The sequence below is a fragment of the Methylobacterium sp. DB0501 genome (assembly GCF_011043735.1).
Lineage (GTDB): Bacteria > Pseudomonadota > Alphaproteobacteria > Rhizobiales > Beijerinckiaceae > Methylobacterium > Methylobacterium alsaeris.
This window is the reverse complement of sequence record NZ_JAAKGV010000020.1, coordinates 150,246-176,811: the sequence shown is the minus strand read 5'-3', so window position 1 is coordinate 176,811 and position 26,566 is coordinate 150,246. Positions and strand designations below refer to the sequence as shown.

Sequence of the window (26,566 nt, the reverse complement as noted above, 5' to 3'; positions counted from 1 at the left end):
AGATGCCCCTGTGATCAGGTGCGACGATGGCGCTCTCAGGATGCCGCCGACAGCCACTTGTTGACAGTGCCGTGCTCGCGACTGGACAGCACAGCACTGGTGCGCCGCTGCATTAGATCGATGACGATGGTGCTGTAGCGCTGCGCAAGGCAGGACGCCTGTCGTCAATACCACTCACATACTGCGGCTGGCGAGCGATGTGTCATGGTCACACCGAAGCTGACTGCAGACTCATCTGTCTCGTACGAATAGCAAGTGGAGGGCAGGTTGACAGAACGACCCGGAGCTGTCTGCGATGATCGATTGCTTGAAGATTGCGGACAACGGCAATATAGGCGTCTAACCGACAGGGATTAGAAGCCTTTGGTTTTGAGTACGCGCAAGCGACGAGTTCCCATCTCGGCCGGAGTACCAGCTGGGACGAAGCGACGTTCAATTATCTCAAACTGGCGGCTCTGCGCTGCCAGAAGAAGTCGCAGGGCCACGATGCTGGCCTGGAGAGCTCGTGCATCCGCGAGTGGATCAAGCGGAGGAAGCTGCGTCGAATGAGTCGGCATTGCCATATTAGACGATCATCATGGTTAATGTTGGGTAAAGATGCTCTTACCATTCGTCGGGTGTTAGGTTCGCGGCAGATCCGGAGAGGCTGGCTGTTTGAAGAGCTAAGACACTCCTTATTGTGAAAATAAACAGTAAGACAGTGTAGAGTTTGTCAGAATAAAACTATTGCAAGCAATCATTTATTCTAAATATAATCCGTCAGATAGTTATTTATACTTCAATTATGAAAGTCGGACAAGCAGATATTTTATGTGCTCGCTCGCATCGCAGGCTAATAATTCATGCAAACTCGATTTCTCCCCTCATGCTTTGCTGCATAGAGGGCTAGATCCGCGCGTTCGATTAAACTACCCTGCGTATCGTTCAGCCGAACCTGTGCGATGCCACCTGACAGGGTGATCGCTCCGATCTCCTCTCCCGTCTCGCGCTTCACGATCCTCTTGGCAGCTAAACGGGCGCAAATCTGGCGCGCGATTGCAGCCGCTGTCTCCTCGTCAACGTCCCCCAACAGTATGGCAAACTCCTCCCCGCCGTAGCGCGCCACGAAGTCCTTGCCCTTCACGTTCGCGGTCAGCATCTGTGCGACTAGGCGCAGCACGCGGTCACCCGTGCGGTGCCCGTGCGTATCGTTGAAGCGCTTGAAGTGATCGACATCCAGCAGCACCAAGCAGAACGGTGCCGCCTCATTCCTCTTCGCTTGCCCGAGCTGGCGGCGCAGCCGTGCATCAAACGCTCGGCGGTTGGCGATCCCCGTCAGCGCATCGACTGACGCCTCCTGCCGCACAACTGCCAAGCTCTGCTGCAGCTGACCCACGCGTGCAGTCGACGCGCGCAGCTCCTCCGCGAGGAAGGTGTTACGAGCGCTCATCCGTGCTGTCTCCTGCGCCAGCAGGGCGATAGACTGCACCAGCAAGCTCTCTGAGTTCGTTGGAGCGAGTGTTCTCGTGCATCCATCGAGCACGGCGCCGTAGCGAGCCAGAACAGCCTCCGTACCGGCTAACGCCGTAACGAGCTGGCCGGCCTCCTCCTGCAGGGCAAGGGCTCCCTCTTCCACCATTATATCCACATCCGCGGCAAGGGTCTCGGCGACCATCCCGTTGTTGGATGTGAGGTGCGCTAGCAGCTCGCCCAGCGCGACATCAGCTTGCGGGGCGCTGAAGTGCTGGAAGAGGCGTTGAAAAGTGTGCGGGGTTGGAGGGAGACTGTGGGTCCGGATCGTCTCCAGCGTTGAGGTGACCAAAGCTTCCAGCCTGCCGATGGTGTTGGCAGAAGTGGATGGCGAGGCGGAGTGGGGCGGCATAGGCTGACAACCCGGACTGGAGAGTTTGATCGGCAGGTGAGAAAGGCAGCGTGCTCAACCGAATAGGGAAGTGTGCCGCACGGGCACAGGTGGTTCAGTCGGCCATGCCGGCCGAGGTCTGCACGATCACGCCGGACCAGCCGAGCCCGACGTAAGTCTCGTAGCCCGGGGTGCGGTGGAAGGCAGTGACCGTACCGGTGCGGAGATCTGTCGCGAAACCACCCGCACGCGAGTCTTGGTCGAGGTGCAGCGTCTCGCTCAGTGCTCCTCGCCCGTCCGACGAGGCGAGCACGCGACCGGCCGCGTCGACCAGCATCACGCGGGTGCGATCCCGATCCTCAGGCGCGACCCGCACGCCCGTAACGATGGCTCGCGCCTGCGGCTCCCAGTCGAAGTGAATTGCCAGCACTCCAAGCGGTCTCCCGTCAGCTCGGCCTGCCTCTCTCACGCTGGCGCAGTAGGTCGCCGCCTGCGCGTCGCCGAGGAGAGGGCGTGTTGTCACCTCGTCTGCCGCGTACTCGTCGCCGCTCGGCAGTGCCAAGGCGCGGCGGAACCATGTCTCAGTCGCCACGCTCGCGCCGACAACCTGAGGGAAACGGTCGGGGCGCCCATTCGCCACGACGCGGCCGGACACGTCGCAGAGCCAGAGGTCGAGATAGACAGTGTAGGCCGATAGGATAACGCTCAGGCGCTCGGTAGCGTAGGCAATGCGCTCCGGCGTGGGTTCGACCGCGCAGGCGACGATGGCGGGATCGGTCGCCCACCAGCGTACATCGCAAGTGCGCTCGTATAGGTTGCGGTCGATCAATTCGATCGCATTCAGGGCGAGGTCAACCAGCCGTTCACCCTGTGCCGTCTCGCTGAGGCGGCGCATCATCTCCTGCAGGCCAGTGATGCGCCCCGCGAGCTCGGCCTGAAGGGCAGTGGCAATGGCCTCTACCTGGGCGCCAACCGCGCGAACCTCCTGAGCGACGACGGAAAAGCCGCGTCCCTGCTCGCCAGCCCGAGCCGCCTCGATGAGTGCGTTCAGGGCGAGCATTTTGACCTGTGTGGTAATGCTCTGGATCGCCCGGGTCTTTTCGGCCGTGATCCGGCGGACTGCATCCGTCTCGTTGGCCACATCGACTAAAGTCGGGCGCCAGGATACATCTTGGACAGCGGTTTTTGATGTTGGAGGCATGGTTCAATCTGGCCTTCGAAGCGACTCAAAGTGAACACATAAATTTACTAACATGAAGATGAATTATTACTCTAAATGAATAGATAATATGCTTTTTTCAAATCGGATTAGATCGATATGCATATAACCTATCTCTATTTTTACATTTTAAATTGATTTTGAAGAACTCAAATAAATTTTTGGTTGCAACAGCTTCAACAAATTCATTGCCGCTGATCCTGCGAACGCCGGCTCATAATCTCTATCCTCCTCAACATGCTGAGAAGATCCAGATTGTCGGTGCCGTGCTGCACAGAAATCCGCGCGAAGCACTGCCTCTATTCTTTGAGCCCAAGGCCGCTTCTCGGCAAATCCCGCGATTGTGCGTGAAGCCCCCAGCAGCTTGCCCTTTTTGGGTTCCTAGCACGCGTGACGCTTACATCGTCAGAAACCACGATGTCTCGACCTGTGGTAAATTAGCTACGGAACATGTAAAATCTTCCTCATCGTAATGAGGCTTGACTGGCTCATCCTACAGAGCGCTATCTTGGTCCCGTTGAAAATTAATAGTTGGATCCTAGCTATGAATGACATCGCACAGCACGATACCGATTTTATCGGTCTCGCCGTCGACATCGTCGGTGCACACGTAGCTAATAATAATGTTCCAGCGTCCGAGCTTGCAAGCCTTATTTCCGCAGTATATGCAGCGTTAGTCAAGCTATCTCCGCCAATAACGCCTGAGGTCGAGAAACCCACGCCTCCGGTCCCAATCCGTAAGACGGTGACTCCGGACTACCTGATCAGCCTTGAGGACGGTCGCCAGTACAAATCGCTGAGGAGGCATCTGACTAGCCGCGGAATGACCGTCGACGATTATCGCCAGAAGTGGGGCTTGCCACGGGATTACCCAATGGTGGCAGCTAACTACGCCGCCAAGCGTTCCGAACTCGCCAAGAACGCTGGCCTTGGCCAGATCCGGCGTGACCGCGCGGCCGCGCGAAGGGCGGAAGCTGAGGCGCAGGCGGGTGGGCCTGCCGCATCTGCCCGCCGTGGCCGGCCGAAGAAGGCCGAAGCCGCTGCGGAGTGACAGCGACTGGCTACGCTGGAAGACTGTTAGCGGGAGAACATCGGTCCGGCAGTCACACTAGGTTGCCGCCCTTTGGTCGTTCGGCTGGCGTCACCATCCGGCTGGAAGACGACAGTTTCCCCTTTGTCCTGACCACAAATTGGTTGATAAGCCTCATCAGCCAAGCTGTAGGCGGGATCTTCAGCAAGGCCGGCGAGCCGGGTCTCTTCGGAGGGAACACCCCGGCTCGCCATGACATGCTCACCTAATTTTCTACCATCCGTAACCCGTTCCTGGTCCCACTCTGGTGCTAGAGGCGCAGGGCGACCCTAGCTTACCACCTGCATGGAGGAACATTGCGTTCGATGCTGTGGTTCCGAACTTCAGAGCAATGTTTCTCCAATTCGTGCTCGTGATCTGACCAATGTGAATGCGGAACGCTAACCAACGTTTCTGCGACTGTGGACTGGAACGACCTGTTTATTAAGACTACCTTCCGCACTTTGAAGTAACTGGGCAGACTACTTGTTACAATGCAATTGCATCGAGCCGTATGACAGACATAGATCATTGCGTGTGTTACACATGACATCTACGAGAAAATTACGGATATAATTGTTGAGCTGTTGAATCAGTAAACATAAAGACGATTTTCTTCATGTTTTCTGCATTTGTTATAACGCTTCGCGCCAGCGCTCCCGTGCCCTCATAAGGAAGATCAAGGTTGATCAACATATCCTCTAATTTTTTCATCTCTGACTGAAGAATGTCGCAAGCCAGATCCAACCCTTGGCTAAGCGTTCGCATATGTTCAGTCCGAGAGCCATGATCAACACCTGCGGCATGCGCCTCGAACAATTCAAAACTTAGGCGATTTGATTGATGACTACTCATGCATTTTGCAGGAAAACTACAGATGTCAGCCATTTTCGAACTCTCATGCAACGCGAACAGATTGAAGGAAGCGATGAACTTCATTCGTGAGATGCTCGGACTGTCGGGAGAGTTCGGACGCGGAGGCGAGAACCTGACTGGCCGCAGCGCCGGTATCTTCCGACGCCTGGGCGACGCCGACGATGTTCGAGGTTACCTCAGCGGTCCCGGTAGCCGCCTGGGCGACGTTGCGCACGATTTCCTGCGTCGCCGCACTCTGCTCCTCGACCGCCGAGGCGATGGTCGTGGTCACCACGTTGATCTCGTGAATGCGCGCCGTGATCGAGCCAATGGCTGAGACCGCCTGACCCGTCACACCCTGGATACGTCCGATATGCCCTCCGATTTCGTCCGTTGCCCGGGAGGTCTGCGCGGCGAGTTCCTTGACCTCGGCGGCTACTACCGCAAAGCCCCGGCCAGCAGCGCCTGCCCGAGCCGCCTCAATTGTGGCGTTGAGCGCTAGAAGATTCGTCTGGCTCGCGATCGTCGAGATCAACCCGACGACGTCGCCCACCTTCGTGACGGCCGCGGTGAGTTCCTCGACAAGAAGCGCAGTGCGATCCGCCTCGCTGACGGCGATCTGAGCGAGGGAAGCCGAGCCATGCACCTGCCTCCCGATCTCCTGGACGGAGGCACCCAGCTCCTCGGATGCCGCCGCTACGGTGCTGACATTAGACGCTGCCTGCTCGGCCGCTGCTGCAACGGTCGTGGACTGCGAAGCCGTCTCGGCGGCCGTCGCGGTCATAGTGGAGGCCGTGGCTTGCAACTCGGTCGCAGAGGCAGAGACCATGCCAACGATGCCGCCGATCGCCTGCTCGAAGACGTCGGCGAGTTCGGCCGTTGCACGTCGGCGCTCGATGGTTGCCGCTTCATCGGCGATGCGCTTGATCTCGGCCTGTTCGGCAGCCTTCTGCGCCACGAGAGCCTTTATACCCTCGACCGCCTTGCCGACGAGACCGATCTCGTCTCGCCGGGCCGACTCCTGGATCTTAGCCTCGATGTTGCCCTTGGCCATGCCTTGTAGGACACCAACCAAGTTCGAGAGTGGGCGAGTGATGCCGAAGGCTGTAATGTAAAGGGCTATGACGAACGTCAATAACAACCCCGCGATGGCCAACACGATCAGTCGCATCGTGGCGGCGTCGGCTTTTTCCTGTGCGTCATGCTTCGCATCTGTCAATTCTCTTGTAAGAATATCAAGGCGAGATTGAACAAATTGCTGAACTTTCGCGCGAGCGGCAGCGCCCTCAAAAAGAGCGATCTCGCTCGCGGTTGCAGGCTCACTCTTAAGACCTGCTTCGGTCGACCGGTCTAAAATTTTGTAAAACGCTTCGACTTCTTTTCGCAAATTATTGAGAGTCGAGCGACGCTCAGATGTACCTGCAAGGGTGATAGTTCTATCAATAGCGTTATATGTATTCTTTATCGCTTGATCGTAGCGCGCTTTGTAAGCCGCCATTTCGGCCTCGCGCGCCTCGATAATGATGTTGCGATTTTGAACCAGAGCCTCATTCACGTTGATGTGAACGGTCAGCATGCTTTCGAGTCTGGCAACTTGGACATCAACAATATTTTGAGTTCGATCGCTCAAGGCACTGAAAGTTGCATGAGCATAATAAACCAATCCTGTTGCAATTGCCGACACAACCGCTAATGGAATTAGAATTTTTGTGACTATCTTGAGATTGGAAAGCCGCAGCATCTCATTACCCTCTTGTGAGGGTTAATTAGTTGGGCAGCAAACACGAAAGATTGCTTACCGTAACCGTGCATTTCACCGTTAAACGAGGGCAAAATGATGCATGATGCTATGGTCAGAAGCTAATGGTGACCCACATCGGATGACCTGCCATACGGCGTCAGGATCAGGCGGGCAGGAGCAAAGTAGCGGCTCCACCCAAGTCCGGCACTTCCGCGCAAGGTGGCCAGTCCGGGTTCCCTGGCTCGCCCCGCCGGTTCACACAGATGCCGCGCAGCCCAAGTTCATGACGCGCCTTCATGTCCCAGTACATGCCCACCGCCACGTGAACTGACCCTGACCCACGAAACTGGTCCGGGCCGAGCGCAAGATTTTCGGGCATTCTGAACCCTGAAGGAGGGTGGATGCCATGCCTCGCAAACGCTTCACGAACGAACGGATCGCCTTCGCCCTCAGGTAGGCGGAGAACGGTGCAACAGTGGATGAGGTCTGCCGGAAGATGGGCGTGTCCGAGCCGACCTTTTACCGCTGGAAGAAGCAGTTCGTCTGCATAGGCATGTCGGAGATCCGACGCCTTAAGCAATTAGAGAACGAGAACAGTAAGCTCAAACCGTTGATCGCCGACCTGACGTTGGATCGTTCCATGCTGCAGGACGTGCTCAAGCGAAAGTGGTGAGGCCCGCCGTTCGCCGCGAGGTCGCCGGTCATCTGCAGGTGACCTACGGCATCAGCGAGTGGAGGGCCTGCCAGGCTACCGGCTTCGGCCGCTCGTCCCAGCGCTACAGGACCCGCTCGGATCCACAGGTAGCGCTGCGCATGCGGCTGAAGGAGTTGGCAGCTACGCGGGTCCGCTACGGCTACCGGCGACTGCACGTCCTGTTGCGGCGGGAGGGTTGGATCGTGAACCACAAGCGCACCTACCGGCTCTACCGGGACGAGGGGCTGTCGATCCGGCCCAAGCTGCCCAAGCGCAAGCGGGCCTGGCGCTACCGGCAAGGGTGGTCCGCCATCAGCGGCCCCAACGAGGTCTGGGCGATGGACTTCGTGTCCGATGGCCTCTTCGACGGACGTCCGTTCCGGATCCTGACCGTGGTGGACTGCCACACGCGACAGGCGCTCTCGCTGACACCGAGAGCCACCTTCCGCGCCTTCCAGGTCGTGGAGGTTCTCGACGCGCTGATCCGGCTCCGCGGGAGATCCAAAAGCCTGCGGGTGGACAATGGGCTTGAATGTGCCGGGCGGATGCTCGACCAATGGGCTGACCTGAACGGGGTCGAGATCGACTTCTCCCGTCCGGGCAAGCCGACGGACAACGCCTACATCGAGGCATTCAACGGCCGCCTACGGGCAGAATGTCTGAATGCGTCGTGGTTCTTGTCGCTCGCCGATGCCCGCGCGCATTGAGGAATGGAGGTGCCGCTACAACGAGGACCGACCCCACACGGCCCTGGGCGGCTTGACGCCTCGAGCCTTTGCCAACCAAGCTGTCACAGCCCGAGAACTTGCATAGGCCGTGGACCACAAACCGGGGCAGGACCACGTCGGCTCAAAGCCATACTTCAGGGCGGACCACTCCGATGGAGGCTGACCAGCGCTCGACACGGCTCTACCCGGCAACATCATCCGCTGCTGGACCGCGCGAAGCCCCGCCCCGCAGGGCAGAGCTACGGCGAATTCACGATGGGAGACCTTACGTCAACTGGCGAGCTTTTGTCCCTGACGACGGCTCACCTCAAATTCTTGGAGATCCAGCGCGAGGCCAATGATCTGCTCAGACTTGAGGCGGCTAGGCTCCAGCGGACCGCCGAACCCGTGCTGCAGGTAGACTTCCTGTACCTCGGGCGTGCGCATCGCCCCACCCATGGTCCAGTTCGGAAACAGCCTGCCCTGAACGTCACGTACATTAATGATCGTTGCTGCCGAGTGCCGATTATCCCAACCGATCCGGTTGTAAGTCTCCATCACCTTGGCGCGCTCGCCCTCCAGGACCTGCACGAACCAGGTTTTGTCAAAGATCAGGAAGCCCGTGATCCCATCGCGGCTGTTGTTGCGCTGAGACACGGAGAGGATCTCGCGCATGTTCGTCAGCATGGCGCGGTCGCCACCCGACACCGTGTTGCGGCTGTAGTAGACGAGCTGGTGGATCATCGACTTGGTGCCTTGCTACTGATGTCGGGCTGATTATCAAGTGATACAGTGTGGCCAACGCCATTTACGTGGTGGTCCCTTACACTTGACTGTCGGAATATGCTCGACAACCTACTAATAATATATGAATAAGACCCTAGGTGTCAGGCGCGACGGAACTCGTTCTGGAAAGAAAGACTTAACGAATTCTGAATTACCTAAATTCGTGCGACAGGAGGCGCCGGGCTGTGACCATTGTAGATCTCGTCAGGCTGTTCGCTGAGCCGCTCAGCACGGCGATCGTCATGACCGACATTGATCTGGAGCGTCCTGGCCCAACGATCCTTTACACCAATCCGGCGTTCGCACGCATGAGCGGTTACGCCGCTGCGGAGATGCTCGGAGCCTCGCCCAGGCTGTTACAGGGACCGGGGACCAGCATGCAGCAAACCCGCATGATCGCACGCAAACTACGCGCAGAAGGCCGGTTTCATGGCGTTCTGCAGAACTACCGCAGCTCGGGTGAAGCCTACCTGTGTGAGATCGACGTGCGGCCGATCCTCGACGGAGGTGGCAAGCCCCTAGCGTTTCTCGCGTTTGAGCGAGAGGTGGTGCGCCGTCGAGGCAGGCCGTCGCGCGACCCACATGGACGCTACCGCCCTATCGTTCCTGAGACCTTCGATGTGGGCGGGATGTGTGGTGCGCCCGCCCTCTTTGCTTGAGAGGCGTGTACCTTTCGATGCGAGCGACAGCTTCAAGCCGCCTGCGGCTCCACGGCTGTAACGGAGACGCTGTCACTCATACACCGAACAGCGGGCAGAGCCGCGAGTGCTGGCTTGGCGAACAGGTAGCCCTGAAACAAGTCGATGCCCGCCGCGCGCAGCGCCATCAGTTCGGCCTCGGTCTCGACGCCCTCGGCCAGCACCGTCACGCCCAGCTCCCTCGCCATGGTGGTCACGCAGGCGATGATGATCTGACGCGCCGGCGACTGAGCAACACCACGGATCAATTCCATGTCCAGCTTGATCAGGTCGGGCTGGAAGCTCGCAAGCAAGTTTAATCCGGCGTAGCCTGCACCGAAGTCATCTAGCGCGGTCGAGAACCCGTGCTTGCGGTACTCTGTGATGATCCGCTGCACATGGCCCACATCGGCCATGCGCTCGTTCTCGGTGAACTCGAACATGATTTGCTGGTGAGAAAAACCAACGCGGCGTGCCGCTTCCAGCGTCGCGCGGATACAGGCAGCCGGCTCGTAGACGGCATTGGGCATGAAGTTGATAGATAACCTGGTCTCTGTATCAGGGAACAAGGCTCCGGCGAGTTCGATCGCGCGCACGCGACAGGCCTGATCGAACTTGTAGCGGTTGCTCTCGTTGACCTGTCCGAGGACCCAACCCGCACCCTCGCCTGCTTCTCCCCGAACCAAGGCTTCATAGCCCCAGACTCTGTCGCGGGAGACATCAATGATCGGCTGAAAAGCCATTGTGAAGCCGAACGGTAGGGGCGCGCCATCCCTGCAGCCCTGACATCCCGTTTTGCTCATCGTCGTAGCCTCTGCCGTTGCACGGCAACGCTACTGGCCGGGAGTAAAGCTTCTGCGAAGTTTCAGGCCCGCGTGTGCGATCGGCGCCTCGCGGACGTCGTGAATTGAGCAACCAGCGCCGAGATCTCGACGCCAGCGGATCCCGTTGTGGCACGCCGTTGTCAAACCTTCAGGCCGCTGCAGATGCCTCCCGCACGTTAGCCGTGGAGCGGTCAACCTGCTCCGCTGCCTGGGCGATCGCCTCCATGCTCCCGGCCAGGCTGTTGGCCCCGCGCGAGGCGGTTTGCATCGAGGCTGACATCTCGTGCGTGACCGCCGCCTGCTCCTCGACCGCCGCAGCAATCGCCGTCGCGACCTGATCGAGGGTGCGGATCGTGCCCTGGATCGCGCGGATTGCGTCGACTGCCTGCTGGGTCGCCCCTTGTGTCGCGCCAATCTGCTGCCGGATTTGGTCGGTCGCCTTGCTGGTCTGCTCGGCGAGCTGCTTGACCTCCTGAGCCACCACCGCAAAGCCGCGCCCGGCCTCGCCCGCGCGTGCCGCCTCAATGGTGGCGTTCAGCGCCAGCAAGTTCGTTTGGCTCGCGATAGCCTGGATCAAGGCAACCACCTCGCCGATGCGCGAGGCTTGCTGGCTCAGGCCCGACACGATCGTGCCGGTCTCCTGCGCCTGCGTGACGGCCTGCGCGGCGATCTGCGAGGCGTGCTGCACCTGATGGCTGATCTCGGACACGGAGGCGGACAACTCTTCCGCGCCCGAGGCCACAGCCTGAATGTCGCTAGAGACCTGGTGGACTGTGCGGGCAGCGGCCACCGTTTGTGTCGTCACACCGTGCACAGCCTCGCTGATCGCGTTCAGGTCCTCGCTGATGGCGTGAGCTTTCTCAGCGCGGCGCCGGCGTTCATGCACCTGCCCTGTCACGTCGGTGGCGAACTTCACCACTTTGACCAGGCGCCCGTCATCGTCACGGATCGGGTTGTAGGTGGCCTGGATGAACACCTCGCGGTTGCCCTTAGCGAGGCGCCGGTACTCGCCGGCCTGATACTCGCCGCGACCAAGCGCGGCCCAAAACTCGCGATAGGCTGCGCTCTCTCGCTCCACTGGATCGACGAAAATCCGGTGGTGCTGGCCCTGGATCTTATTCAGCTCATAGGCGACAACAGAGAGGAAATTGGTGTTGGCATCAAGGATGGTGCCGTCCGGAGTGAAGGCAATCACGGCTTGCGAGCGATGCAGAGCTGCAACCTGTCCCTCAGTGTCAATGCTGCGCGTCTTCTGCGCTGTGATGTCAGATGCGTAGACAACGATGTGCATCGGTTTGCCATTGCGCCCGAGCACAGGATTGTAAGAGGCGAGGACCCAGATCTCCTGGCCGCCTTTAGCGAGTCGCTTGAACTCGCGAGTCTGCGGCTCGCCTGCGCGCAGACTGGCCCAGAACGCCTCCGCCTTAGTACCCTCGCGCTCGGCAGTGGGCACTAGCATGCTGTGCGACTTGCCGACCAGCTCCTCTAGGCTGTAGCCGACGAGCGCGAGAAAGTTCCTGTTGGCGTTCTGGATGGTGCCGTCGAGGCTGAGTTCGAGGCATGCCCGCGAGCGATTGATAGCGTCGATGAGGGCGCGCAGCCCGGACCGAAACAGTGACATGGACGCGTCCTCGCCTGCAGCGACAATAGCGCTGCGAGAAGCGGGATGTTTATTGGCTGAGATTAAAACAACAGTTAAATCTGCTCTGCGGCATCCCTGGACAATCTTATGTCTTTGAGGTTACATCATGTGACTTGGTCGTGTTTCAAATCGCTGGACGTGGCAGTGTTCGACTTATCTCGATTTGGAACAAAAGGGGTTTTAAATAGAACAAAACTACTAACGGTTAAACTGCCAAGCTCGGAATCCGTGGAACCCCTTCACGACCGATTGGAGTCACAGGATCCATGATGCGAAGAGTTCGGGTTTGCTCTTATACCTTGAAATAGGTACACGGGCACCAGGTTGAATTGAATAGGAACCACTCTGGTGCCTTCCCGTTGACAGCCAACAGATCTCCTTCGTTCACACCTTTATCCTCGCCGGCGGCCGCCGAGAGAGACTTTTTCGTGCTGCCCTCCTTCGGTTATGATACATTTGGACTGACCACTAGGGACTACTGGAGTTTCAATATAGAACACATAAATGACAAATAGAAGAAAAAACCAAACCACATCTCACGCACTGAATTGCTCGGAGGGGCTGGTGTGCGGGTTGCAAGGTGACGGCCTGCGAGAGTTACCCAGGCCGCGCCAGCAGGATGGCCGTTCGGACTGCCATCCGCCTCTGCTCGAACGAGAAGCCTGGCACTGTGACGAAAATCCTAGCCCATTGGTTCTCCTCAACGGCCGCGGCAACGTCGAGGAAGATCCCGGGCGCCATCTTGCACGAACCCGCAGTTGGCCCGGCCAGGTAGGCCAAGGCAGCTGCATCCACCTGCGCGTCCGTGACGATCCCACTCCTGACGAGTGCCCCGATGGTGCGGGCGTTGGGCATGATGTAGACTGGAGGTAGCGACTTGCGAGGGGTGATCGAGCTTGAGGCAGCTCAACGCCTCGTCTGACGCCGGTGTTCCTGTACGGAGCATGCCTGTGCAAACCAGCACAGTAGAGCCGGACTGCCGGAAAGGCGCGCCCGGGTCATGCTCGACCTTGCACCGCGCCGGCCGGCTCGTCACTCTGGTAGGGGATGGTCAAGCGTCGGTCGTGCCGTTGTGCTGCCTCATCCCGCCCATGCGTCGCCAGCGTCGCCGCGATCTCGCGCAGTAATATCGCCGCGCCTTCGGACGGACTTGCCGGAAACGGTATCACGAGCCCGCGCGGTGGAGCCGACGGCTCCACACGCCTGAGCGAAGCCGAAATCCGCATCGCGAAGCAATCGATCGGCTCAAGTACAGGATCTCGTATGAATTCGGCCCGGCCAGTCGATCAGGCTCTCGCGAGGAGACGATGCCGGGCAGCGTGTTCGGCCGCCTGCCGAAACCCCGCGGTATGGAAGTCCGCGACGTGAGCGTCGCTGCTGATGGTCCGGGCACCCGTTGGGGCGGATTTGCGTCCGAGCCATCTTGAGGGCATGAACCCGCGCCCCAGTTAGCATGACGCACCGATATCGCGTTCACGAAGAGGCGTCCGATCCAGCGCCGATGCATGTCCGTGGGCTGGCCTCGTCGTACCCCAGCGGAAATTCCATGGTCCATACCGGCTACGACCCCGCCTTCGTGGCACTCTCCATCGTCATCGCGGTGTTCGCGTCCTACGCCGCGCTCGACCTCGGCGCCCGGGTCCGGAGTCGGGACGCCGGGCCGCGCTGGGTCTGGGGCGCGGGTGCGGCGGTCGCCATGGGCGGCGGCATCTGGTCGATGCACTTCATCGGCATGCTGGCCTTCGAGATGGGAATGCCCGCCGCCTACGATCTCGGCCCGACCCTCCTGTCCCTGTTCATCGCCATCGGCTCGACGGCCGCCGCCCTCACCTGGGTCGCGCGCCGAGGCACCGACGTCCCGTCGCTGCTGGTCGCAGGGCCGCTGATGGGCCTCGGGGTGGCGGCGATGCACTATACCGGCATGGCCGCGATGCGGGTGCCGGGCAACCTCGCCTACGATCCGGCCATCGTCGCGGCCTCCGTCGCCATCGCGGTCACGGCAGCGACCGCCGCCCTGTGGCTGACGTTTCGCCGCAATACGCCGTGGCAGAAGCTCGCCGCGGCGGGCGTGATGGGGCTCGCGGTTGCCGGGATGCACTACACCGGCATGGCGGCGGCGACCTTCACCGCCGAGGAGGCGGGCGCTCACTCCGCGCACGCGGCCGCGCTCGGCGTGAACCAGCAGAACCTGGCCCTGGCGGTGGCCGGCGTAACCTTCGTCGTCCTGTTCCTCGCCATGGTGGCGAGTTCCTTCGACCAGCGCCGAGCGCAACGGCGCCTGCACGTCAGCGAGGAGCGCTTCCGCGCAGCCGTGCGGGCGGTGGACGGGGTGATGTGGACGGCCGACGCCGCCGGCAACCTCGTCGAGGAGCAGCCCGGCTGGGAGACGGTCTCCGGCCAGACCTTCGACGAGTACCGCGGCGGCGGCTGGTCGGCCGCGATCCATCCGGAGGACCTGGCCGAGACGCGGCGCGTCTGGGGCGAGGCGGTCCGGAGCGGGACGCCCTACGTCGTCGAGCACCGAGTCCGCTCGCCGCACGGGTCATGGCGGCACTATTCCGTACGCGCCGTCCCCGTGCGCGATGCCGACGGGGCGGTCCGGGAGTGGGTCGGCGTGCACACGGACGTGACCGGGCGCCACGCCTACGAGACGGCCCTGAGGGAGGCGCGGGATGCCGCCGAGGAGCACAGCCGCGCCAAGAGCCGCTTCCTCGCCAACATGAGCCATGAGCTGCGCACGCCGCTCTCGGCGGTCATCGGCTACTCGGAGATGCTGGAGGAAGAGGCCGAGGATCTCGGGCAGGACAGCCTCTTGAAGGACCTGGGCAAGATCAAGTCGAACGCCCAGCATCTGCTCGGCCTGATCAACGACGTGCTCGACCTGTCGAAGGTCGAGGCCGAGAAGATGGAACTCTACGCCGAGGACATCGACGTCGCCGCCTTCGTCACCGATGCCGCGGGCACCGTCGACGCCCTCGTGGCGAAGAAGGGCAACGTCCTGGTCCTCGACGTCGTCGGCGATGCCGGGCGGGCGCGGACGGACGCGGTGAAGCTACGCCAGTGCCTGTTCAACCTGCTCTCGAACGCGACGAAGTTCACCGAGAGAGGGACCATCACCCTCCGAGCCGGCCGCGAGAGCGACGGGCATGGCGAATGGCTCTGGTTCACGGTCCAGGATACCGGCATCGGCATGAGCCCGGAGCAGGTCGGCCGCCTGTTCGAGCGCTTCACCCAGGCCGACGAGAGCACGACGCGCAACTACGGCGGGACCGGCCTCGGGCTGGCGCTCAGCCGCGCCTTCGCCCAGCTGCTCGGCGGCGACATCACGGTCGAGAGCGTCGAGGGCGAGGGCACGCGCTTTACCCTTCGCGTTCCGGCAGTCGCTCCGGAGCGGGCCGGCGAAGCGGCGCTGGCAGCTCCTGAGAACCAGGCGACGTCGAACGACCTCGTTTTGGTGATCGACGACGAAGCGAGCCAGCGCGAGCTGATGACCCGGTTCCTCGAACGCCAGCGTTTCGCCGTCCGCACCGCCGGGGACGGGCGTACCGGCCTCGATCTCGCGACGTCGCTCCAGCCGCGGGCGATCCTCCTCGACGTGATGATGCCGGAGATGGACGGCTGGTCGGTGCTCGCCGCCCTGAAGGCGACGCCGGAGACCGCCGGCATCCCGGTGATCATGGTCAGCTTCGTCGCCGACGCGTCGCTCGGCGCCTCTCTCGGAGCGGTCGAGGCCGTGCCGAAGCCGGTGGACTGGACGCGCATTCGAACGATCCTGGACCAGTTCCGGACCGCGGACGGCGATGTCCTCGTGGTCGACGATGACACCGACATGCGCCACCGCCTCCGGACGGTTCTGGAGCGCAACGGCTGGACCGTCCGCGAGGCCGGGGACGGGCACGAGGCACTCGACGAGGTCCGACGCGGCGTGCCGCGGCTCGTGCTCCTCGACCTGACCATGCCGGTGATGGACGGGTTCTCGTTCCTCGACCGGTTGCGGGGCCTGCCCGGCTGCGCCGATGTCCCCGTGGTGGTGCTCAGCGCCCGCAGCATCACCGCGGCGGAACGCGATCGCCTGTCCGAGGCCGACCGGGTCCTGCGCAAGGGCGAGGCCAGCCTGCAGGACATCGCCACCGAGCTGCGCAAGCTCGACAATCGCCACGCGGATGCCGAGGAGGTGGTCCTGCAGGACGAGCTGCCGCGACGATGAGAGGCACTCTCTCGACAGGCATCGCCGACATGCCGGCCCTCGACGGCGGCAAAGCGGGGCGAACCGACGATGGTCGATGGTCCGGGCGAAGGAGCTGGCTAAGCCCGAACGGGCGTCGGCGCTGGTGCGCCGGACGCCTTGGCGTCGACCCGTCAATGCCAAGGCGCGAGGGTATAACATCTCATATCACTGCACGAGCGTGCCGTAGCAATCGAAGGTGATGATCCTAATTATAGGCCACAAGAAGAGGTGAACCACGACATTCTCTGGTAACGCATACACGTACACCAAATTCATCGCTAAGCTGCGCCGCTGTTGGCAAGCTATGATTGTCCACAATTTGCTCGATGTGGGCATGCAAAAAGTTTATCGTTTACTTATCTTTAAATTTTTTCGTATTAACATATCTTAAAATGATAATTTAATTAATGTGCGATAGATCATGATGCCGAGCTTACAATCCGCATTTTTTCAGACTTTGTTCTTCTCACGACTTCTCTTGATCGGCAAATTCATTAAACAACCGGCCAACTTTGTTTGTTTATCGGTAGATCGACAGCCGGATCAGTGCCGCACACGATCGAGTGTAAAGCACTCTGAATGCGCGGCTGGCGGCATCTTCATCACCGATTGCCGGGGGAGCGTGGCAGTCGAATTCGCGATCGTGGCGATGCCATTCCTTGGTCTCGTCGGAGCGATCTTACAAGTCGCTTTCCAGATCTGGGCCGCCCAAAATTTCGAACGCGCCCTTCAGAACACCGTGCGCACGATCTTCACTGGACAGTTTCAGCTCGCGAATGCCAGTCAAACTGACGCCGCGACCTTGCTTAGCCTTCTAAAGACTACGATGTGCGGCCCTACCACAGCAACGACTCCGGTGGTGTTCAACTGCCGCAATGTAAAATTCGACGTAAGTACCGTCAACAGTTTCGCGGGAGCCACCCCGCCGAAGCCAATCAATACCAGTTCCGGCACCTGGACCTCTAGTTTTGGAACGAACTACGCCTGTGCTAAGCCGGGAACGATCGTGATGGTCACAGCCGCAGTCCCCTTCCCAACTTTCTTCAACCTTCTCGGCCTCGACACCCGGCAGTTCACTAGCGGCGCCGAAAACGGGTTCAGTCTACTAACCTCGACAGCTGTCTTCCGCACCGAGCCTTACCAGATGACGGGAGCTGCTGCGTGCTGAGGCCCTTCTTCAGAGACCGACGCGGTACTGCCGCGATCGAATTCGCCATGCTGCTGCCCGTCCTGCTGATGATGCTTGCCGGCATGCTGGAGCTGTCCCGTGCCACCGACATGTGGCGCAAGATCACGCTGCTCGCCCGCACTGTTGCCGACCTCGCTTCGCAGGGTGACGCTCAGAACCCACTTACCGCCACGCTCATGAGCGACATCTTCGCCATCGCCCCGCAGGTGATGCGCCCGTTCGATGCCTCTGGCGTGACGGTCGCGGTGAGCGCGATGGGCGTCGATATCACGCGGCTCAACCTCGTACCGCAAGTCTGCTCGTCGACAGCCTCGGCGAGCGCAAGCGCCCGGGCGGTCGGCCCGGCTACCGACCTGATAGTGCCAGACGGCTACCGCACCCAGGGCATGCGTTACGTCCTGGTTGAGGTCAGCGGAAGCTACAAGCCGATACTCGGCGGAGCTTTGGTCAAATTCGTTAATGGCGTCAGTGACAAAATCACATTGTCGGCGAGCGTCCCATGGCCGATACGGGGCGGTCAGACCTATGGCACCAACACCTTCGCCGAGATCGTCCTACCTGGCACAAACCAGAAGACCTGCGATGGTTCAGCACCCTGACTGTTCAGCTACGACGCCGCGACCGCGTTCACGCCTCTGGGATCGCTTCCTGGGTCATCAGGATGGCAACATCACGATTTTGTTTGCCTTCCTGCTTCTGCCGATGCTAATGATGTCCGGCGCAGCCCTCGATTACGGTATGGCGACGCGGCTTGAGACCAAGTTGCAGGCTGCGACCGACGCAGCCGCGATCCTGTTGTGCCAGACGCCCCTGACTGCGACAAGCACAGAACTCAACGCGCTCGCCGTGTCGGCGATGACCGGCCAAATGGGCGCCGCCGGCCTCGTCGTCGACCCTCTGACGATTACCAGCAACCCGCGTCAAATTTTTTTGAAAACCCGCAAGATTTCGACTGCATTTTTCGGTACAATTACCGGCACTCGTTCACTCAACCTCAGTGCGCAAGCGCAATGCGCCACACCCGTCCCAAAGGCATTCGAAATTGCGATCGTCCTTGACAATACTGGGTCTATGAATAGTGCTGGTAACGACGGTGTTACCAAGCTGACTGCCCTTAAAAATGCTGCTAAGAAATTTGTCAGCTATGTGCTCAGTAATCCTAGTTTTGCCGCAGGTACAAAGATTGCTATCATTCCCTTTTCTGCTTCGGTAGCGGTCGATCCGAATACGTACCGCTACTCGAGTTGGGTTGATACACAGGGGCAATCACCTTATCACTGGGGAAATTTTTCCGGTATGGCAGCAGCGGGGTTCACTAGCCGGTTCGATGTATATGCGAAGCTCCAGGCTGCTGTGCCGAGTTGGAAATGGGCCGGCTGCTTCGAGTCGCTGCCTTACCCTCAGAATGTGACCGACATGTCTACTAACGGCAATGCGTCGCTCTACATGCCGTACTTGGCACCGGATGAAGGTGGTCCTGGCTTGGTCGGTAACTCGTATTGGAACGGCAGCTACAGCATTAACAGCTATATCGATGACGATGACGGGTCAACGAGCGGATCCTGCCCGAAACTAGCCTCCAACACTTCATTCGCGATCGCTGAGGGGCGCGCCTGCAAGTACAACACTGTGCGCAACCCTAAAGTTGGTGCTGTGATAGCAGAGCTAGGAAAGAACGGACCAAATTTCGGCTGCACGACTCAGCCACTACAACGCCTGACGAGAGATAGTGTGGTACTTAATACACTAATAGAAAATATGGTAGCCGCTGGCATTACCAACATTCATGAGGGGCTGATGTGGGGCTGGCGCACGATCTCTCCGAAAAGCGTTTTTGCAGACGGAACATCGTACGGCAGCGACACAGTCGGTAAGATAATAGTTTTAATGACTGATGGCGCCAATACTTGGTTAGATAATAGTTCTTCGTACAATAGATCGATTTTCTCGTCAAATCGATATTTTATTAACGTCGACGGCAGTGATCCAGACATTCATTTTCCGTCAAGCTACCAGAACGTAGCGAACGGCACTCAAGCGCGTAAAGCCCTTGACGAGTTAACGCGGCAAGGTTGTACGAATGCCAAGGCAAGTCCGGCCAACATCACGATCTATACGATCGGATTCAGCGTTTCGTCGGATCCGATTGATCAGCAGGGCATAAACCTACTCAAGGACTGTGCATCATCTCCAAGCCAGTATTTCCAGGCTAATGACTCTGGCAGCCTCATCGCGGCGTTCAACCAGATAGCCGCAAATATCGGCAAGTTGCGGCTGACAAAATAATAAAATACGTATTTGTGTATTAAGAATTATAGCATGATTTTACAAATTTATACGAATATAATCATGCTAGAATGAGACTTTGATAATTCCATGATCCTGTTGTTTGACGACGATATGTACGGAGCCACTTCAGATTATATCCGTAGCGTTGAGAACAAACATATTATTTTATGCAATCTATGCAATATATATTACATAATATCGTCCACTGTGGCGTTGTGTAGGCCAATTTTTGTGAGACCCATCATGTCAAAGCAGGTTAACTCAGAACAAAATGAACTTAACCGTCTCAAAGAATTCGCGGCCGCAGGCGTATCACATTTTATTCGCACACAATTTGATAAAATAAATAATAACGCTCCAGAATACAAAGTGGGCGCGAACCATGATGATGAGAAAAGTCAAAACGATAGCAATAAATACAATGCATTTAGGCAACAAATCACACAACAGAACATTGACCGCATAGATAGCCTTGACATAGAAGAGCGAAATATCCGCTTCCGCCTTGCAGTGGAACAGAGTACTTTTGGGTGCAATCATGCCGCTGAATTTGCTCGACTTTTACAGAAGCACAATAGCGTATTCAACGATATGCTCAATTCTGAATGGCGATCTCAATATGAAAAGCAGCGTACAACCATAAAAAATGCTGTCATAGTATAGTCGAGTCCCAATCAATCTATAAATATTATATAAGCCGTTCAAATATGGATTGATCGTGCTAACGCTCAGGCGTGACATCCCTGGCTTGGGCCTCAAGAGCGAATGCAGGACTCGTGGGTGCCCGCTCCAATCCTTGCTGTACTCTCTGGGGATTGTGCCGCCAGGCCATAAGCTGAGGGAACAGCTCTCCGCGCCGCGGCATCAGGTCGATCCGGCGCAAGGCATGCGCCAGCGCGCGCGCCGCAGCAACGGCTCGTCCGATCCCGAGCCCAATCTCTGCCTCTCGTAGATCGACCACCCCGCTTCGCACGAACGCGAGGCGGTCGACTACGTAGTCGGACACGTTCGCCTTCTCCCGGTAGCGTCCAGCCTCCGCGAACAGCCGCTCAAGCAGCATCGACTCCGTTGGGGCGAGTCGCGCATCCGCCTGTCGCTGTCGGCACAGCGCGTCGAGACGATTCCGCTCCACGACCACGTGGGCCTCTTGCCGGTGGCGAGTCAGACCTACGTACGTCTCACGTGCGTCGGCGGAGCTGCCCACGTACAGGACCGCCGCGGCGCTGGTCCGACCTTGGGCCGCGTGCGCCGTGCCGGCCAGCGCAGGCGTGATCCGCGGGGGTCGGCGCGGACCGAACCGTGGCGCGCGGGCCAGCCGTTCCCAAGCCTCCTCCAGGACCCGCCCGTCCTCCAGTTCCAGGCGCAGCCGCACCTGGCCGTCGGCCGCGACCGTCACTTCCTGCACCTCTGCCCGGTTACCATTGCGCACCCCGAGCTCAGGCAGCGTCTCGCCAAACCGCAACCGGTCACCTACCGCCAGCGGCAGCACCACCCGCCGATCCTCGCGGTCGACCGCGCTCACCTCGACCAGATCGGGCCCGAGCCGCCTCTCGGCCCGCAGCACCTCCCGCGCAAGTCGGTTTAGCGCCGCCGCATCACGGTTGCGGCGGGTCACGATCAGCACGTCCTCACCGTGCCGCCCGCGCAGCTCGCGCCACAGCGCGATGACCCGCGCCTGCGCCGCCTCAGCTCCAGAGACCAGCTCGACGCAGCCTCGTCCCGCGTAGGCGCGCAGTCCCGCCTCGGTCTCGCCCCGCGCCATTAGCTCCGAGGCTGCCCGCTGCCACGGCACCTGCTGGCGCCGCACCTGCCCCAGTATGGCTTGGCGACCGCATACCTCCGCCACCGCCCGCAGCGCGCTCGCCCCGGCCACCGACGCAAGCTGGCGGCGATCGCCCAACAATACCACCTTGGCGCTCGCAGCGTGCGCCGCGCTCAGCACGGCCTCGAGGTCGCGCGTGCCGACCATCCCGGCCTCGTCGACCAGAACCAGGCTGTCGGCTCCGAGAGCCGCGTCACGGTCCGCCAGGGCTGCCGGGCCGCGGGCCTGATCGTAGCGCCAGCGCGCGATGGCTCTTGCGGGAATACCGGTGCTGCGCGAAAGCTCATCGGCCGCCACCCAGGACGGCGCCAAACCAACAACCTTCAGTCCAGCAATCCTGGCAGCCTCCACCAGAACGCGAGCCGTGGTGGTCTTCCCCGTACCCGCGCCCGCTTCGATCAGCGACACCCCGTCCATACCAGCTGCCAGGCGCACCGCCTCGGCCTGCTCGGGCGCGATCTGGGGAGCCTGTTCGAGGGCCGCAGCGACCGTCTCAGGGCTGATCCACACTCTCTCCCGCGGTCGCTCGGCAGCGCGCAGCAGGGCCGCCTCGCAGGCCGCGATGCCAGGCGTGGTCCAGCACGCCCCTTGGCTCGGCTCGAGCGCCGCGGAGGACAGGCGCACCAGCGTGCCTTCGAGCTCGAGTCGCGCGAGTTCAGCCTCGACGGCTCCGATGCCGAGCCCGTGCAGGCTTGCCTCCTCGAGGCTGGCCTGCAGCAATGCCGCCCGGGTGATCACGTTCTCGTGCCGCAGCAGTCTCGAGGCAGCTCGGGCGACTGGCGTGGCGCCAGAGATCTCAGGCGGATCGAACACGAGATCGTGCTTCGGCTCGATCTGCTGCGCGAGTTCGGGATCCCGGGCTGCCTCACGGGCACTTCGCCAGAGATCCGTTCCGAGCTCGACCAGCTCGCGTTGCCAACGCGCCTCTAGCTCGACACCGCTCGGCAAGAGGTCCTTGGCTCGCCGCGTGGCCAGGGCCGCGACCTCGCGCTGGGCGCTCGTCGCCTCGGAGCCGACCCGCTCCCGGATCTGGGCGGAGCGCTTCGAGAACGTCTCCAGCACCCTCTCGGCGACCCCCGCCACCTCCCACTGTCCGTTGCCGGCCGGACGGAAGCGCCACCCGAACTGGGCATGCAGCTGCTCGGCCAGGGCCGCCCGGTAGGCGGCGCCCACGCCACGCTGCTGCTCGAACAGCCGGGCGGGGTCGGTCGTGAGGTGGCGCAACGACTTGTAGCGGCCGCTGCTCTCCCCTGGATTGCCTGCGACATTCAGCAACACGCAGTGCGTGTGTAGATTAGGATCGCCCTCGCGGGTGGTGTAGTGGTCGAAAGTCGCCGCGATCAAATCAGCGGGACGGCGGTGCTCGCGCCCGCCGGCGCCGGTGCGCACCACGATCAGGCCCTCGCGTTCGATGAACCGTAGGGCCGCATCAACCGCTGCCCGGTGCGCCTGCTCGATCAAGGCGCGCTGATCCGCATCTCCCGCCGCCCAAAGCGCGCTCACGGATTTGCCGGACGTCATCGTGCAATCGGTTCCGGCATGGTGACCGACGCCAGCCCCGCGCACGAGAGGGCGGCCGGTGCCCGGGTCGAGACCGGCGCAGAGGTCGCGGAATGAGGCGCCGATGATCGCCGCACCGTGACGCACGACGCTCCCGCCGCTCGACCACCACACCCCGCTGCCCTCGGCCTGGTAGTAGGCCTCGCGCCGGTCTGGCCGGGCCTCGTCCTGGGCCTGGGTCAGATAATAGGCTGCCGCCTCGAGCCCGGGCCGCAGGCGCTGCAGCGAGGCAGTCACGGGGTCCCGGCCGGATCGCGATCGGGTCGGTAGCGGCACAGGGCACCGGGTTCGACGGCCTCGGCCGCCGCCTCGATCTCACCCACGGTCTGGGCGAGCTGCAGCAGGGCAGCGTCGACCTGCTCCATGCGCTCGAGCACCACGCGGTGGCGCAGGGCAACCTCAAGGTACTGGTCGATGCAGTCGCGGGCGAGGCTCTCGGGCGTCCAGCCGCGCTGAGCGGCTTCCTTCCGGAGCGAGGCGGCGAGAGCGGCTGGGAGGGTGGCTGGCCGGTCAGGCGCTGCATGCGCTCGTCGAGGAGCCAGTCGAAGGCCTGCTCGGCGGTCGAGATCACATCCTCCTTGCTCTTGGCCTCGCTGGCGATGAACGCCCGCACGGCCCGCGTCGCGAGATCGTTGGCGTTGCCCAGGGCGGCGGCGAGCGCGGGCAGGTCCTTCAGGTATCCGGCCGCAGCGAGCGGCGTGCGCTGATCCGAGCGCAAGGCGGCGAGCACGGCGCCGAGGAAGAGGACGGCGGCGCGGTTGCGGAAGAACTGGCTGCTCTCGCTCGCGCCTGCGGACCCTGGCAGCAGCAGGCGGGCGAGGTGCTGGAGGTAGAGCAGGTCGTTGGCGGGTTGAGTTGCGAGCGGGTTCCACCGGTCGCTACCCCCGACGATGTTGAAGGGATCGAGGCATCGCACGGTACGGCCGAGGCGCCGGCGCCGGATGGCGACGGCACGATAGATCTCGCCCTTGGGGTCGATGACGACGGCCGGCCCGTCCCAGACGCCGAGGTCCGGGGCATGGCGAGGTTGGGGATGATGAGGCCCGAGGTCTTGCCGGTGCGCGGCGGGGCGATGGAGAGGAGGTTGCCTTCGACCTGGACCCGAACAGGTTGGCTGGTGATCGGATCGAGGCCGAGCTCAAGGCCGCGAGCCATCGCGGCGCGCTCGGCGGCGTTGGCGAAGCGGGCACTGCCCAGGACAGTGCGGGGATCGCGCAATCCCGGTCGCGGGGCACTCAGAACGAAGAAGCCGCCGCCGCCGACCACGCCGAGTGCGAGGATCGCCATAGCAGCGACGCCACCATCGGCAAAGGCCCGGTGCTCGCCACGGACCATGTCGACGTAGACGCCGATGCAGGGAAGGATCTCCTTGTGCTGCAGGTCCTCGAACCACCCCTGAGGAAGAAGCAGGGCGTCGTGCCAACTGGTCGGGTCGAACCCGTGTTGGACGACGAAGGCGAGCGGGTAGTAGACGGCGAGGCATGCAATGGTCAGTACGAACACGATGATGCCGCGCCAGAAGCTGCCGATTTGGCTCACGGCTGTGCGCCCATCTTGGTCAGATGATCCTTTTCCGGCAGCCGGGCAATGATATTATCGGCATCGACATTCCTCACGCGCAGGAAAAAGGGTAAGACAGTGGAAAGTGGAAGGTCGACCACCAGCTGAGCACGCCCTTGCAAGGTGTTCGCAACGGTATTTTGATCAACATCATGCAGTCTATAGCCGATATTATTTTCTATGATTTGCGGAAATCGAGTCATGCGCGTCGCGATCTCCTGATCCCATGATCAGTCTCATGGTGGGTATTCAATTTTCGCAAGCTGCTTACGTAAAAATTGATCGAATGCGTGTCTGCGTGATGATCGACATGCGAGCATGAAGATCAATCTGTTTTGGCACGATCGATCTCGGGCGCCAGGTGAAGGTAATGGTGAGGATCTCCGGTCGAAGCGAACGGAAGGCCTGATGTGAGTAGGCAGCTCTTAACCCTGGAGCGTGATAGGCTCCTTGGCCTTGTTAAACCGGTAGATCGGGGAGCATGAATGCCGATCCGGCCGGAGCACCGCTTCTTCTACCCCATCGACTGGCCCCAGCTCTCCGACGCAATCCGCTTCCGCCGGGCGCGAGGACGATGCGAGGCATGCGCACGCCCGCACCTGCAGCGGGTCTTTCATCTCGGCGATGGACGCTGGTGAGATGACGAGATCTCGGGTTGGCGCGACGGTCGGGGTCGTCGGCTCCGGCATCGGCTGCGCGACGAAAACCTGCTCGCTCGGGTCCGGGTCACCAAGGTGGTGCTGGCGGCGGCCCACCGCGACCACGACACCGCCAACAACCAGGACACCAACCTGGCGGCGTTCTGCCAGCGCTGCCATATGCTGCACGACCGCGACGAGCATCAGCGCCGGCGCTGGCGCACCCTGTTCCAGCGAAAGGCTATGGGCGACCTGTTCCAGGGACCGTACCCGGTGGCCTGGCGTCATTCTTCCACGCCCCCGGGTCATTGACGAAGGTAGGGCGCAGGCGCCGCGGCCGAGTCAGGGCGCGACCAACCTTCAAGATGGCTTGCCTACCGGCCATGCCAGCAAGCGCGCGCACGCCTCTACGACGAGGACGGCTCGCCTAATATCCCATGGGATGTTATTATTGTGAGATGTTGCGGGTCGTACTGGATACCTCCGTGATCGCCTCGGCGTTTTGAAGCCAAGCGGGCGCGGGCTTCGTGATCCTCCGAGCGGTTCGCCTTCGGCGCGTCGTCCCACTCGCCACGACGAGTTTGCTCCTCGAGTACGAGGAGGTACTCAAGCGCCCGGGACAGCGCGAGGTGTCAGGACTGAGTTTGGCCGACGTCGATCGGATCCTGGGCGCTCTCGCAGGGGTGATCGAGCCGGTGGACGTTCGCCTGCGCTGGCGTCCGCAGCTGCGCGACACCGATGACGAACTGGTGCTTGAGGCCGCCATCAACGGCCGGGCTGACGCGCTCGTGACCTACAACGTTCGTGATTTTGTGTCGGCTGCGCCGCGCTGCGGTGTGCGGGTGCTGCGGCCGGCAGAGCTGCTGCAGGAGCTGGCATCATGAGCAAGGCTACCTATCCGCTCAAGCTTCCCACCTCGATCAAGCAGGCCGCGGCACGACTGGCCAAGGAGGACGGCGTGAGCCTGAACCAGTGGATTGCGACGGCGGTGGCCCAGAAAGTCGGAGCCGTCGAGACGGCGGCCGAGTTCTTCAAGCAGCGGGCAGAGGGCCATTCGCTCGACGAGCTCGACGCCTTCCTGTCCCGTGTGCCCAACTGCCCGCCGGAGCCCGGTGATGAATTGCCGGAGGGATGGAAGCCCGGGTCGATCGACGGACACTGAGCGGCCAAGGGATCGACAGGCGCATCGCCGGAGCGGCTTGGCGCGTGACGCCGAGGTGCTTGGT

General features: G+C 61.1%; 18 protein-coding genes and 4 pseudogenes. 11 read left to right on the top strand and 11 right to left on the bottom strand.

Annotated features, from left to right (window positions below):
• Positions 1-832: 832 nt before the first annotated feature.
• Together G4G93_RS26495 and G4G93_RS36485 are read right to left on the bottom strand one after the other, a co-directional pair.
• Positions 833-1,861, bottom strand: coding sequence for a GGDEF domain-containing protein (locus G4G93_RS26495; protein WP_053080422.1), 1,029 nt, complete (start codon positions 1,859-1,861; stop codon positions 833-835).
• A gap of 94 nt (positions 1,862-1,955) precedes the next feature.
• Positions 1,956-3,041: a methyl-accepting chemotaxis protein gene (locus G4G93_RS36485; RefSeq protein WP_048445549.1), complete on the bottom strand. Its 1,086-nt coding sequence runs from the start codon at positions 3,039-3,041 to the stop codon at positions 1,956-1,958.
• Between the two features lie 562 nt (positions 3,042-3,603).
• Here G4G93_RS36485 and G4G93_RS26485 point away from each other — a divergent pair.
• Positions 3,604-4,110 carry a MucR family transcriptional regulator gene (locus G4G93_RS26485; RefSeq protein ID WP_165088707.1) on the top strand — a complete coding sequence of 169 codons (507 nt, stop codon included), beginning with the start codon at positions 3,604-3,606 and terminating at the stop codon, positions 4,108-4,110.
• A gap of 582 nt (positions 4,111-4,692) precedes the next feature.
• Here G4G93_RS26485 and G4G93_RS26480 read toward each other — a convergent pair.
• Complete coding sequence (locus G4G93_RS26480) at positions 4,693-5,016, bottom strand: hypothetical protein (RefSeq protein WP_157080679.1); 324 nt, start codon at positions 5,014-5,016, stop codon at positions 4,693-4,695.
• 10 nt (positions 5,017-5,026) lie between these two features.
• The gene (locus G4G93_RS26475) at positions 5,027-6,724 is read right to left on the bottom strand and encodes a methyl-accepting chemotaxis protein (protein WP_048445550.1); all 1,698 of its coding nucleotides are present in this window, start codon (positions 6,722-6,724) and stop codon (positions 5,027-5,029) included.
• A 406-nt stretch (positions 6,725-7,130) separates the two neighbouring features.
• On the opposite strand from G4G93_RS26475, the pseudogene G4G93_RS26470 reads away from it, so the two are divergent.
• Positions 7,131-8,231 (top strand): annotated as a pseudogene (locus tag G4G93_RS26470) (IS3 family transposase).
• Positions 8,232-8,416: 185 nt separating this feature from the next.
• On the opposite strand, the gene G4G93_RS26465 reads toward G4G93_RS26470, so the two are convergent.
• On the bottom strand, positions 8,417-8,869 hold the full coding sequence (locus G4G93_RS26465; RefSeq protein ID WP_048445551.1) for a BLUF domain-containing protein: 453 nt from the start codon (positions 8,867-8,869) through the stop codon (positions 8,417-8,419).
• Positions 8,870-9,096: 227 nt separating this feature from the next.
• Here G4G93_RS26465 and G4G93_RS26460 point away from each other — a divergent pair, with 227 nt between their 5' ends.
• Positions 9,097-9,570, top strand: a complete 474-nt coding sequence (locus G4G93_RS26460) for a PAS domain-containing protein (RefSeq protein WP_048445552.1) — start codon at positions 9,097-9,099, stop codon at positions 9,568-9,570.
• A 32-nt stretch (positions 9,571-9,602) separates the two neighbouring features.
• Here G4G93_RS26460 and G4G93_RS26455 read toward each other — a convergent pair whose 3' ends face one another.
• Both G4G93_RS26455 and G4G93_RS26450 read right to left on the bottom strand, forming a co-directional pair.
• Positions 9,603-10,391: an EAL domain-containing protein gene (locus G4G93_RS26455; protein ID WP_048445553.1), complete on the bottom strand. Its 789-nt coding sequence runs from the start codon at positions 10,389-10,391 to the stop codon at positions 9,603-9,605.
• A gap of 169 nt (positions 10,392-10,560) precedes the next feature.
• Positions 10,561-12,033 (bottom strand): methyl-accepting chemotaxis protein, encoded by a 1,473-nt coding sequence (locus G4G93_RS26450; RefSeq protein ID WP_048445554.1) that lies wholly within the window; start codon positions 12,031-12,033, stop codon positions 10,561-10,563.
• 1,567 nt (positions 12,034-13,600) lie between these two features.
• Between G4G93_RS26450 and G4G93_RS26445 the strand changes: the two genes are divergently transcribed.
• The 5 genes from G4G93_RS26445 to G4G93_RS26425 all read left to right on the top strand — a co-directional run bounded on the left by G4G93_RS26445 (position 13,601) and on the right by G4G93_RS26425 (position 20,423).
• A complete protein-coding gene (locus G4G93_RS26445; RefSeq protein WP_048445556.1) occupies positions 13,601-16,261 on the top strand; it encodes an MHYT domain-containing protein in 2,661 nt (886 codons plus the stop codon).
• A gap of 442 nt (positions 16,262-16,703) precedes the next feature.
• Positions 16,704-17,450, top strand: a complete 747-nt coding sequence (locus G4G93_RS26440; protein WP_232389506.1) for a TadE/TadG family type IV pilus assembly protein — start codon at positions 16,704-16,706, stop codon at positions 17,448-17,450.
• Complete coding sequence (locus G4G93_RS26435; RefSeq protein WP_269154016.1) at positions 17,444-18,070, top strand: TadE/TadG family type IV pilus assembly protein; 627 nt, start codon at positions 17,444-17,446, stop codon at positions 18,068-18,070. The genes G4G93_RS26440 and G4G93_RS26435 overlap by 7 nt, the downstream gene beginning before the upstream one ends.
• Positions 18,054-19,757 carry a TadE/TadG family type IV pilus assembly protein gene (locus G4G93_RS26430; protein ID WP_083469289.1) on the top strand — a complete coding sequence of 568 codons (1,704 nt, stop codon included), beginning with the start codon at positions 18,054-18,056 and terminating at the stop codon, positions 19,755-19,757. The genes G4G93_RS26435 and G4G93_RS26430 overlap by 17 nt, the downstream gene beginning before the upstream one ends.
• Positions 19,758-20,003: 246 nt before the next feature.
• On the top strand, positions 20,004-20,423 hold the full coding sequence (locus tag G4G93_RS26425; protein WP_157080681.1) for a hypothetical protein: 420 nt from the start codon (positions 20,004-20,006) through the stop codon (positions 20,421-20,423).
• Positions 20,424-20,481: 58 nt separating this feature from the next.
• On the opposite strand, the gene mobF is transcribed toward G4G93_RS26425, so the two are convergent.
• The 4 genes and pseudogenes from mobF to G4G93_RS26400 all read right to left on the bottom strand — a co-directional run bounded on the left by mobF (position 20,482) and on the right by G4G93_RS26400 (position 24,905).
• Positions 20,482-23,379, bottom strand: a complete 2,898-nt coding sequence (gene mobF, locus G4G93_RS26420; protein WP_053080423.1) for a MobF family relaxase — start codon at positions 23,377-23,379, stop codon at positions 20,482-20,484.
• Positions 23,376-23,522 carry a hypothetical protein gene (locus tag G4G93_RS36140; RefSeq protein WP_232389507.1) on the bottom strand — a complete coding sequence of 49 codons (147 nt, stop codon included), beginning with the start codon at positions 23,520-23,522 and terminating at the stop codon, positions 23,376-23,378. Before G4G93_RS36140 ends, mobF begins: the two co-directional genes overlap by 4 nt.
• A gap of 191 nt (positions 23,523-23,713) precedes the next feature.
• Positions 23,714-24,103, bottom strand: a pseudogene (locus tag G4G93_RS36805) (type IV secretory system conjugative DNA transfer family protein); the annotation flags it as partial.
• 574 nt (positions 24,104-24,677) lie between these two features.
• A complete protein-coding gene (locus G4G93_RS26400) occupies positions 24,678-24,905 on the bottom strand; it encodes a hypothetical protein (protein WP_157080682.1) in 228 nt (75 codons plus the stop codon).
• Positions 24,906-25,187: 282 nt separating this feature from the next.
• Between G4G93_RS26400 and G4G93_RS36130 the strand changes: the two are divergent.
• The 3 genes and pseudogenes from G4G93_RS36130 (at position 25,188) to G4G93_RS26385 (ending at position 26,502) form a co-directional block, all read left to right on the top strand.
• Positions 25,188-25,652 (top strand): annotated as a pseudogene (locus G4G93_RS36130) (hypothetical protein).
• Between the two features lie 212 nt (positions 25,653-25,864).
• Positions 25,865-26,224: pseudogene (locus G4G93_RS26390) on the top strand (putative toxin-antitoxin system toxin component, PIN family); the annotation flags it as partial.
• Positions 26,221-26,502: a toxin-antitoxin system HicB family antitoxin gene (locus G4G93_RS26385; protein ID WP_048445558.1), complete on the top strand. Its 282-nt coding sequence runs from the start codon at positions 26,221-26,223 to the stop codon at positions 26,500-26,502. The pseudogene G4G93_RS26390 and the gene G4G93_RS26385, both read left to right, overlap by 4 nt.
• Positions 26,503-26,566: the final 64 nt, after the last annotated feature.

Coding starts and splice junctions, on each gene's coding strand:
- G4G93_RS26495 (WP_053080422.1), bottom strand. CDS start 1,861: ATGCCGCCCCACTCCGCCTCGCCATCCACTTCTGCCAACACCATCGGC.
- G4G93_RS36485 (WP_048445549.1), bottom strand. CDS start 3,041: ATGCCTCCAACATCAAAAACCGCTGTCCAAGATGTATCCTGGCGCCCG.
- G4G93_RS26485 (WP_165088707.1), top strand. CDS start 3,604: ATGAATGACATCGCACAGCACGATACCGATTTTATCGGTCTCGCCGTC.
- G4G93_RS26480 (WP_157080679.1), bottom strand. CDS start 5,016: ATGGCTGACATCTGTAGTTTTCCTGCAAAATGCATGAGTAGTCATCAA.
- G4G93_RS26475 (WP_048445550.1), bottom strand. CDS start 6,724: ATGCTGCGGCTTTCCAATCTCAAGATAGTCACAAAAATTCTAATTCCA.
- G4G93_RS26465 (WP_048445551.1), bottom strand. CDS start 8,869: ATGATCCACCAGCTCGTCTACTACAGCCGCAACACGGTGTCGGGTGGC.
- G4G93_RS26455 (WP_048445553.1), bottom strand. CDS start 10,391: ATGAGCAAAACGGGATGTCAGGGCTGCAGGGATGGCGCGCCCCTACCG.
- G4G93_RS26450 (WP_048445554.1), bottom strand. CDS start 12,033: ATGTCACTGTTTCGGTCCGGGCTGCGCGCCCTCATCGACGCTATCAAT.
- G4G93_RS26445 (WP_048445556.1), top strand. CDS start 13,601: ATGGTCCATACCGGCTACGACCCCGCCTTCGTGGCACTCTCCATCGTC.
- G4G93_RS26440 (WP_232389506.1), top strand. CDS start 16,704: ATGATGCCGAGCTTACAATCCGCATTTTTTCAGACTTTGTTCTTCTCA.
- G4G93_RS26430 (WP_083469289.1), top strand. CDS start 18,054: ATGGTTCAGCACCCTGACTGTTCAGCTACGACGCCGCGACCGCGTTCA.
- G4G93_RS26425 (WP_157080681.1), top strand. CDS start 20,004: ATGTCAAAGCAGGTTAACTCAGAACAAAATGAACTTAACCGTCTCAAA.
- G4G93_RS26400 (WP_157080682.1), bottom strand. CDS start 24,905: ATGACTCGATTTCCGCAAATCATAGAAAATAATATCGGCTATAGACTG.
- G4G93_RS26385 (WP_048445558.1), top strand. CDS start 26,221: ATGAGCAAGGCTACCTATCCGCTCAAGCTTCCCACCTCGATCAAGCAG.